Here is a 9,681-nt window from a genome sequence, read left to right as displayed (position 1 = left end):
CGCCTTGATCTTCCTCACCATTGGGTACTGCTCCTTCCGCCAGGTGCCCGTTACACCCAGCGGAAGGAGCCTAAGAAGGTGGCTCTCAAGCCGAATAACGATGGCTCCGACGCCGTCCAAGGCGTCAAGCAGCCACCGGCTCCCAGACCCAATACGACTGCCCCCCAGAACAACGAATACTCAGTTCCGGCTCGCGCGCGGAGTCACCAAGTGCAGTGTCGACCCAGGTGCGAGCGCTCGGCCGCCTGACTCAGCGACTCCACGCGCCGGCCGGGCGACTCCACGCGCCGGCCGCGGGGGTGGTGCCAGCAGACCTCAGCCGCGCTCGGCGGCGACCCTGCCCATCCGCACGAACGCCTCGGTGAGCAGCTCCTCGGAGCAGGCAAAGTTCACCCGGGCGAAGCCCCTGCCCTGGGAGCCGAACGCGGGGCCGGGGCTCAGCGCCACCCGCCCCTCGTCGAGGAACGCGGCGGCCGGGTCGTCGCCGAGGCCCGGGCAGGCGCGCAGGTCGATCCACGCCACGAACCCGGCGTCGGGCCGCCGCCACCGGGCACGGGGCAGGTGCTCGGCCAGCAGCGTCTCCATGAGGTCGAGGTTCGCGGCCAGCGCGGCGTTCATGTCCTCGAGCCAGTCCAGGGACCCGGTCAGCGCTGCCACCGCGGCCAGTGCACCGAAGTGCCCCACGGCGCCCGACAGCGCGGAGCGCCGCACCTCGAACCGCTCCGGGTTGCCGCTGACCACGAACGCGCACTTGAGCCCGGCCAGGTTGAACGCCTTGGACGCCGACGAGATCGCGAGCCCCACCTCGCGCGCGGTGTCGGAGGCGGCGAGGAACGAGGTGAACTCGACCCCGGGCATGGTCAGGGGCGCCCAGATCTCGTCGGAGACCACCACGGCGTCGTATCGCGCAGCCAGCTCGGCGAGCTCGGCCAACTCGGCCTGCGAGTGGAGGATTCCCGTGGGATTGTGGGGGTGACTCAACAGCACGGCCCGGGCCCCGTCGGCCAACGCACGCTCGATGCCGGCCAGGTCCAGGCGCGGGTCCTCGCCGTCGTGGTCTACCAACGGCACCGCGATCGGGGACATCCCCACGCGCCGGATCCACGGCCCGAACGGCATGTACACGGGCGGCGTGTACACGACGCCGCTCCCGGCCGGCAGGATCCGGGCCAGTGACTCGCGCACCCCCACGCCCACGTCGTTGACCGGGACCACCGAGTCCGCCGGCACCTCGTAACCGAACCGCGAGTAGTAGCGGGCGCACACCCCTGACAGGTGCTCGATCTCGGCGAAGTACCCGGTGTCACCGTCGGCCACCGCGGCGGCCAGGCGCTCCCGGATCGCCGGGGCCAGCAGGACGTCGGTCTCCGCGACGAACAGCGGCAGGACGTCCTCCGGGTACGCCACCCACTTCTGGCTCCGCCGCCTACGCAGCTCGGACTCGGGGACATCCAGGGGAAACGGCACGGCTACGGATCCTTTCGGCCGGGGTGGTCGGGACCCAGGCTAGTTCGACGCCGTGCGCGGTCAGCTACCGGGAAGGAACCCGGGGGCCACCCACACATCGGCGTCGGCGGAGTCGCCCCCCAGCGGCATCATGGTCGAGTAGGTGGTACCCGATCCGGTGGGCACGTGGATTCCGCCCGAGTTGCAGTCCCAGCCCCGGTCGATGGCGAGCTGGTACCCGGCCCGGTAGGCGTCCTGTCCCCAGGGCGCGGACGAGCCGTCCCACAGGTCGCTGGCGAAGGAGATCCGGCGCAGTTCGGTGGCCTGCCCGTCCGGCCCCACCTGCCAGCACCGATGCCCGGGTCTGCTCCAGTAGCCGCTGCACCAGGTGGGTGAGTCGACGGGCGCCGGGGAGACTACCCGCATCTTCAGTGGTCCGGGCACCCAGAACGCCGGGTCGCCGGCGTCGACGGTGGCCTGTCGGTCCACGAACGTCACATCCGCGGGGATGGGCGCGGGCGGCGGGAACGGGGCCCTCCACGTCTGGACGGGTTGCGCCGAGGCCGCGGGTGCGAGGCCCGCGGCGAGTGCGGCGGCGGCGACGACGCCGAGGACGCGGGGTGGTGAACCGGGGTGGTCGGGACCCAGTTCACCACGGCCGCAGGCCCCTCACAGTCCGAATCGCTATACGTGAGTACACCGTGACGGGACCGTCACGACGGGTAGCGCGAGGGAAACAGCGGATTCCTACGATTGCGTGGCACAGGGTGCCGAGGGGGCACCCGTTAGCCGGGGAGGGGCCAAAGAGATGACACGCTCACACGTGATCGAGAACTGGGATCCGGAGGATGACGCGCAGTGGGAGTCAGGCGGCAGAAAGACCGCCATGCGCAACCTCTACTGGTCGGTGTTCGCCGAGCACGTGGGGTTCTCGGTGTGGACGCTGTTCGCGGTGATGGTGCTGTTCATGCCGGAGGACGTCTACGGGCTGGACGCGCCGGACAAGTTCCTGGTCTCGGCGGTGGTCACCCTCACCGGCGCCTTCCTGCGCATCCCGTACACGCTGGCCACGGCGACGTTCGGCGGTCGAAACTGGACCATGTTCTCCGCGTTCGTCCTGCTCATCCCTGCCGGCGCGATGCTGTGGATCATGGCCAACCCCGGCCAACCCCTGTGGCTGTACCTGGTGGTGGGCGCCCTCGCGGGCCTGGGCGGCGCCAACTTCGCCTCGTCCATGACCAACATCAACGCCTTCTTCCCGCAGCGCATGAAGGGCTGGGCGCTGGGCCTCAACGCGGGCGGCGGCAACCTCGGCGTGGCCACCATTCAGGTGGTCGGGCTGCTGGTGATCGCCGTGGCCGGTAACCGCTCCCCGCACTGGGTGATCGCGGTCTACCTGGTGCTGCTGGTGGTCGCCGGCATCGGCGCGGCGCTGAAGATGGACAACCTCGAGCACCACAGCGTCGACGTGGCGAGCATGAAGGACGTGTCCACCGATCGCGACGGGTGGGTCCTGTCGCTGCTCTACATCGGTACCTTCGGCTCGTTCATCGGCTTCAGCTTCGCCTTTGGCCAGATGCTCACGATGACCTTCACCGGCAACGGGCAGTCCCCGGCCGACGCCGCCCTGCACGCCGCGCAGATCACCTTCCTCGGCCCGCTGCTGGGATCGCTGACCCGCATGATGGGCGGGCGCCTATCCGACCGGTTCGGCGGCGCCCGGGTCACGTTGGTGACGTTCCTCGCCATGGCCGTCACCACGGTGGCGTTGATCGTCACCTCGAGCATCCAGGCGGCCGACGGGGGCCGACTCTCGGGCGGGGCGCTGGTCCTGTTCTTCGTGGCCTTCCTGACGCTGTTCGCGCTCACCGGGATGGGCAACGCGTCGGTCTACAAGATGATCCCCAGCGTCTACGAGGCCCGCAGCCATGGGTTGGACCTGCCGGAGGCGGCCCGCGCGGCGTGGTCCCGTGCGCACTCGGGCGCGCTCATCGGGGTGGCCGGCGCGGTCGGCGCCTTCGGCGGTTTCCTCATCAACATGACGCTGCGCAGCTCCTACCAGTCGTCCGGGTCCGCCACCTCGGCGTTCGTGGTGTTCACCGTCTTCTACGTGGTGGCCGCCGTGATCACGTGGACGGTCTACTTGCGGCGCCCGACCGCGGCCAAGTCCGGACCGGTCCGTGCGACGGTGGCGGGCGGAGCGGCGCCGGAGAAGACCCGGGCCGGGGCCGGTGGCGCCGAAGCCGGTGGCGCCACGGAGGAAGCGGTACCCACCGCGCGCTGACCGGTGGACACGAGGGGCGACGACGACGAGGAGACCACCATGACGACCGTCCGCAGCAGCCCGGCGCTGCCGAACCTGACGACGGTGCAGGAGCCGGCGGTGACCGGCCCTACCGAGGCCATCCCCGCCGAGGCCGGCCTTGACGAGGGACGGCCCACCGGCGGAGGGCCCGGCCACACCCACTGCCCCTACTGCGCGCTGCAGTGCGCCATGACGGTGACGCCAGTGGCCGACGGCACCACCGAGGTGGCGCCCGCGTGGTTTCCCACCAACCGCGGCGGGATGTGCCGCAAGGGATGGACGGCGGGCGAACTCCTCGGCCACCCTGACCGGCTCACCACTCCGCTCGTCCGCCGCGACGGCCGCCTACAGCCCTGCGACTGGGACACCGCCCTGGACCGGGTCGTCGAGGGGATCCGCCGGGCCCAGGACGCCGGCGGGCCGGACGGCGTGGCCGTGTTCGGCGGCGGCGGGCTGACCAACGAGAAGGCCTACCAGCTGGGCAAGTTCACGCGACTCGCGCTGGGCAGTCGGCTCATCGACTACAACGGCCGCTGGTGCATGTCCAGCGCCGCGGCGGCCGCGAACCGCAGCTTCGGCCTGGACCGCGGGCTGCCGTTCCCGGTGACCGACCTCTCCGACGCCCGGGCCGTCCTGCTGATCGGCGCCAACCCGGCCGACACCATGCCTCCGTTCCTCCAGCACCTCGACACCGCGGCGCGCTCCGGCGGGCTCGTCGTGGCCGACCCCCGGCTCAGTGCCACCGCGCGGCGCGCCCTCGACGGGGGCGGCGTGCACCTGCGTCTGCGTCCCGGCACGGACGCCGCACTCGCCCTGGGGCTGCTGCACCTCGCCGTCGTCACCGGCGCGGTCGACACGCAGTACATCGCCGAGCGCACCAGCGGATTCGAGGACGCGTGGGCGCAGGCCGCGGCCTGGCTGCCCGACCGCACCGAACGCGTCACCGGCGTCTCGGTGGCACAGCTCGAGCAGGCGGTGACGCTGCTCGCCGCCGCGCGCGACGCCGGGGCGGGCAGTTACATCCTCACCGCCCGCGGCGCCGAACAGCACGCCGACGGAACCGCCGTGGTGGGCGGGGTGATCGCCCTGGCCCTGGCGCTCGGACTGCCCGGCCGGCGGGGGAGCGGCTACGGCACGCTCACCGGCCAGGGCAACGGGCAGGGCGGGCGCGAACACGGCCAGAAGGCCGACCAGCTGCCCGGGTACCGCTCCATCAGCGACCCCGCCGCCCGCGCGCACGTCGCCGCGGTGTGGGGCGTCGACCCGGCGCAGATCCCCGGCCCGGGCCTGTCAGCGTTCGAACTGCTCGACTCGCTCGGGCAGCCGGACGGTCCGACCGCGATGCTGCTGCACGCATCCAACCCGGTGGTCTCCGCACCCGACGCCGACCGGGTCGCACAGCGGCTGCGCGCGCTGGACACGCTGGTCGTGGCCGACTTCGTCCTCTCGGAGACCGCGGCCCTGGCCGATGTCGTGCTGCCCGTGCCGCAGTGGGCGGAGGAGGAGGGCACGCTGACCAACCTCGAGGGCCGCGTCCTGCGACGTCGCCGGTCGATCACCCCGCCCGCCGGGGTGCGCGACGAACTGTGGATCTGGCACGAGCTCGCCCGCCGCCTGGACCGCGGGCCCGAGCGGTTCCCGACCGATGCGCGCGAGGTGTTCGGCGAGCTCACCCGCGCCTCCGCGGGCGGCAAGGCCGACTACTCCGCGATCGATTGGGACCGGCTCGACTCCGGCGAGGCACTGCACTGGCCGTGCGGCGCCGACTCGCCGGGGGGCACGCCGCGGTTGTTCCTCGACCGCTTCGCCACCGCCGACGGGCGCGCCCGGTTCGTCGTCGACGAACCGCGGTCGCCCGCCGAACCACCCGACACCGCGTTCCCGCTGCTCGGCACCACGGGCCGCCTACTCGCGCACTACCAATCCGGGGCCCAGACCCGGCGGGTCGTCGAACTCGACGCCGCCGAACCACGGATGTGGGTGCAGGTCCATCCCGTCGTGGCGCGCTCCGCCGGACTGGCGGACGGAGATCCGGCGCTCGTGGTCTCGCGGCGTGGCTCGGTCGCAGCGGTGGTGCACTGCGACGAGGACATGCGCACCGACACGGTGTTCCTGCCCTTCCACTTCGGTGATGACGGCCGGGCGAACCTGCTCACCCTGCCCGAGCTCGACCCGCACAGCCGGATGCCCGAGTTCAAGGTGTGCGCGGTCCGGCTGGAGGCGGCGTGAGCGCGCGCCGTGTCGTGATCGTCGGCGCCGGGATGGCGGCCGCCCGCCTCGCCGAGGAGCTACGTGTGGGCGAGCCGGACCCGCAGCGGTTGTCGGTGACCGTGCTGGGCGCCGAGCCGGAGGAGCCGTACAACCGGATCATGCTCTCCCACGCCGTCGCGGCTCCCCCGGCGGGCCCGGCGGGGACCTCTGCGGCAGGCCCGACGGGGACCTCTGCGGCAGGCCCGACGGGGACCTCTGCGGCAGGCCCGACGGCGGCCCCCCCGGTTGCGTCGGCGGTGGCCCGGCTCAAGCCGGCGGGCTGGTGGGCGCGCAACCACATCGAGGTGCGCACCTCTACGTCCGTCGCGGGCATCGACCGGGCGACCCGCGAGGTGGAACTCGCCGGCGGCGAACGCGTGGCCTACGACCACCTGGTCCTGGCCACCGGCGCCGCACCCCGCGTCCCGCCAGTAGACGGCATCCGCGGCCCCGGCGGCAGCCTGGCGCCCGGGGCGTTCACCCTCCGGGACGCCGCGGGTCAGCGAGAACTGACCTCTCATCTCGCGGCCCACCCCGGCCCCGTCGCCGTGGTCGGTGCGGGCTTCATCGGCCTGGAGATCGCCTGCGCTCTCGCCGCGTCGGGGCGCGACGTCGTCGTCGTCCACCCCCGCGACCGGCCCATGAACGCCTGCCTCGACGTCGGCGCCGGCGCCGTACTGGTCCGGGCGCTGGACTCGCTCGGGATGCGGGTGGTGACCGGCGCGCGCGCCACAAGGTGGGACGGGAGCACCCTGACGCTCGACGACGGCGAGGTGCGCTGCCGAACGGTCGTACTCACCGCCGGGTCCGCGCCCAGGTCGGACCTCGCGCGCGACGCCGGACTGGAGGTGGGCCACGGCGTGGTCATCGACGACGAGCTGACCACCAGCGACCCCGAGATCTCCGCGATCGGCGACTGCGCCGAGCACCGGGGCGTCGCCAGCGGGCTGGTCGCGCCAGCGTGGGACCAGGCGGTGGTGTTGGCCGCCCGGCTCAGCGGCGCGGACCCCGACGCCCGGTACCTCGGCGGCACCCAGGTCACCAGACTCAAGGCACACGGGATCGACGTGGTGGCGCTGGGTTCACTCGCGGCGGACGTCTACGGTTCGCGCTGCCCCGACACCGGCGCCCAGATCGAGGTCACGACGCTCTGCGAACCCGCCCGCGGCCGGTACGCGCGCGTCGACGTGGCGGGCGGCCGCGTCGTGGGCGCCGCGCTGATCGGCCACCCGGAGCCGGTCGGGATGCTCACCCAGATGTACGAGGACGCCCTGCCGGTGCCCGACGACGTGGTGTCGGTCGTGCTGGGCCGGGCCGAGGCGGTGGCCGCGCAGACGCCGTCGACCATGCCGGCCGCGGCAGTGGTGTGCCGCTGCAACGGCGTGAGCAAGGGCGACCTGGTAGCGGCGTGGACCGACGGGGCCCGCGACCACAGCGCGCTGTCCGAGCGGACCCGCGCCGGGACGGGCTGCGGCGGGTGCTCGCCGGCGGTCGACGGGATCTGCGACTGGCTACAGGAGGCCGGATGACGCAGGACGGACGGACACAGGAGGCGGCATCGGCCGCGGCCGACGCGAAGAAGGGAAACCTGCCGGACACACGCCTCGGCCATGATGGGTGTGTGACCGACTCCGACGTGACCACCTCCGGCCCCGACCTGCCGCTGCTCGGACGCACCGTCGCCGTCACCGCCGCCCGACGGGCATCCGAACAGCGCACACTCCTCGAGCGACGCGGGGCGACCGTCCTGCACGCCCCCGCGATGCACATGATCCCCATCGCCGAGGACACCGTGGTGCGCGAGGCCACCGAGAGTCTGCTCGCCGCGCCCGCCGACCTGATGGTGCTCACCACCGCGGCCGGGGTGCGCTGGTGGCTGCAGGTGAGCGAGGAATGGGGCCTGGCTGACGACCTGCTCGCGCTGATGGGCCAGACCCCGCTGTACTCGCGCGGGCCCAAGACCACGGGCGCGATCCGGGCCGCCGGCCTGCGCGAGCACGCCTCCGCCAGGAGCGAGGCCAGCCCCGAACTGCTGGCGATGCTGCTCGAGCGCGGCGTGGAGGGCCTGACGATCGGCGTCCAGGTGCAGGGCGCCGGCGCCGGGTGGAACCCAATGGCTGTGCTGCTCGACGGGCTGCGCGATGCGGGAGCCGACGTGATCGAGGTGCCCGTCTACCGCTGGGAGCTTCCTGAGGACCGCGCAGCACTCGACGAGCTGGTGTGCACCATCGCCCGACAGGGTGTCGACGGCGTGACGTTCACCGCGGCGCCGGCGGTGGTGTCGGTGCTCGAGCGGGCGCAGGCGCTCGGCGTGTACGACGACCTGCTGGACGCGCTGCGCGGGCCCGTCGCCGCCCTGTGCGTGGGGCCGGTGACCGCGGCGCCGCTTGCCGAACTCGACGTGCCCTTCACCAGCCCGGATCGCATGCGGCTGGGATCGCTCATGCGGCACGTGACCGACGAGCTCGCCGCCCGAACCGCACCGATCGACGTGGCCGGGCACGAGCTGACCGTGTGCGCGGCGGCGGTGCTGGTCGATGGCCGGCTCGCGGAGGTGACCCCGGCCCAACTCGCGCTGCTGCGGGTCCTCGCCCGGCGCCCCGGGGCCTGCGTGAACAGGGATGACCTGCTGGCGGCGCTGCCCGGCGACGGCACGGACCCGCACGCCGTCGAGACCGCGATGGGTCGTCTGCGGCGTGCACTCGGGGTGCCGGACCTGGTCACCACCGTGGTCAAGCGCGGGTACCGGCTCAACGTCTGAGGCACCCGCGGTCTCGGCCAGCGGCCACTGTCATTCGGCCCCGCGTCGGGCAATTCGGACCCTGCGGCTGGTGGCTGCGGTCGGCATCCGCGGTCAGCGGGCTCGGTCGGCCGCAGTTCGTCGCCGCGGGCTCAGCGGGCCTCGGCCGGGCGGCCGTCGGGCGGGGTGGGCATTCGGCCAGCGCATGTGCCGCCGGATGCGCTGGCTCTTTGGCTTGCGCGCCCGGAGTGGTCCATTTTCCCGGCGTAACCCCGATCTGAGTGTGGATTCGGGCATCGCAAACCAAAGGGGCAGCACATCCGAGAGCGGGTGTGCTGCCCCTTTGTCAGGTGCGGGCTGGACGCGGCCCGGGCGGGCCCGGCGGCGGGCTGCTCGAGCCCGGCGGCGGCCGGTTCGGACCGGGCGGCGGGCGGATGGGGCCCCGGCGGCGGCGGGTTCGGACCGGGCCGCGGCGGCGGCGGGCGGATGGGGCCCGGCGCCTAACCTAGGCTGCGGTCACACGGGCGTGGCGGAAGGCGGGCTCGGTGGCCACGAACACAGTGCCGTCGGCGTCGACCCAGGCCGGGAACACCGAGATGCCGCGGGCGGGGTCGTCGAGTCCGCGACCGTCGGCCAGCGCGTAGGCCTGCTTGCCGATCGGCGAGATCACAGCGGGTTCGCCGGCGCGGTCGCCCACCAGTCCGCGGCTCATCACGGCCGCGCGGGCGACGGGATCGATGTTGCAGACGGCGCGTACCTCGTCGTCGTCGATCCTGTACACCGCCACCTGGCGGCCGTCGGGCAGCAGGGCGGCGACCCCACGCCCCGGGATGAGGCGGCCGACCGGGCAGACGGCGATCTCGGCGGGGCGCGCGGCGCCCGATGCGGGAGCGGGGCGGGTGGCGGTGAACAGCTGGGTGGTGGTCATGACGGATCTCCT

7 protein-coding genes are annotated in these 9,681 nt (G+C 73.3%); 4 read left to right on the top strand and 3 right to left on the bottom strand.

Annotated elements, in window-relative coordinates:
* Positions 1-315 precede the first annotated feature (315 nt).
* Together AYO52_RS02490 and AYO52_RS02485 are read right to left on the bottom strand one after the other, a co-directional pair.
* On the bottom strand, positions 316-1,467 hold the full coding sequence (locus AYO52_RS02490) for a MalY/PatB family protein (RefSeq protein ID WP_067712714.1): 1,152 nt from the start codon (positions 1,465-1,467) through the stop codon (positions 316-318).
* A gap of 60 nt (positions 1,468-1,527) precedes the next feature.
* A complete protein-coding gene (locus tag AYO52_RS02485; protein WP_156523498.1) occupies positions 1,528-1,935 on the bottom strand; it encodes a hypothetical protein in 408 nt (135 codons plus the stop codon).
* A gap of 268 nt (positions 1,936-2,203) precedes the next feature.
* On the opposite strand from AYO52_RS02485, the gene AYO52_RS02480 reads away from it, so the two are divergent.
* The 4 genes from AYO52_RS02480 to AYO52_RS02465 all read left to right on the top strand — a co-directional run bounded on the left by AYO52_RS02480 (position 2,204) and on the right by AYO52_RS02465 (position 8,762).
* Entirely contained in the window at positions 2,204-3,730 is a 1,527-nt protein-coding gene (locus AYO52_RS02480) for a nitrate/nitrite transporter (protein WP_371517167.1), read from the top strand.
* 39 nt (positions 3,731-3,769) lie between these two features.
* Positions 3,770-5,980 (top strand): molybdopterin oxidoreductase family protein, encoded by a 2,211-nt coding sequence (locus AYO52_RS02475; RefSeq protein WP_082923712.1) that lies wholly within the window; start codon positions 3,770-3,772, stop codon positions 5,978-5,980.
* On the top strand, positions 5,977-7,530 hold the full coding sequence (locus tag AYO52_RS02470) for an FAD-dependent oxidoreductase (protein WP_253701779.1): 1,554 nt from the start codon (positions 5,977-5,979) through the stop codon (positions 7,528-7,530). The genes AYO52_RS02475 and AYO52_RS02470 overlap by 4 nt, the downstream gene beginning before the upstream one ends.
* A 107-nt stretch (positions 7,531-7,637) precedes the next feature.
* Positions 7,638-8,762, top strand: a complete 1,125-nt coding sequence (locus AYO52_RS02465) for a uroporphyrinogen-III synthase (RefSeq protein WP_067712777.1) — start codon at positions 7,638-7,640, stop codon at positions 8,760-8,762.
* Positions 8,763-9,246: 484 nt separating this feature from the next.
* Here AYO52_RS02465 and nirD read toward each other — a convergent pair whose 3' ends face one another.
* On the bottom strand, positions 9,247-9,669 hold the full coding sequence (gene nirD, locus AYO52_RS02460; RefSeq protein ID WP_082923707.1) for a nitrite reductase small subunit NirD: 423 nt from the start codon (positions 9,667-9,669) through the stop codon (positions 9,247-9,249).
* Positions 9,670-9,681 lie beyond the last annotated feature (12 nt).

It is taken from the genome of Dietzia sp. 111N12-1 (genome assembly GCF_001658045.1).
GTDB classification, from domain to species: Bacteria; Actinomycetota; Actinomycetes; order Mycobacteriales; family Mycobacteriaceae; genus Dietzia; species Dietzia kunjamensis.
Note: the sequence above shows the minus strand (reverse complement) of the source record. Positions and strands in the feature narration are given on the sequence as shown.

Coding starts and splice junctions, on each gene's coding strand:
- AYO52_RS02475 (WP_082923712.1), top strand. CDS start 3,770: ATGACGACCGTCCGCAGCAGCCCGGCGCTGCCGAACCTGACGACGGTG.
- nirD (WP_082923707.1), bottom strand. CDS start 9,669: ATGACCACCACCCAGCTGTTCACCGCCACCCGCCCCGCTCCCGCATCG.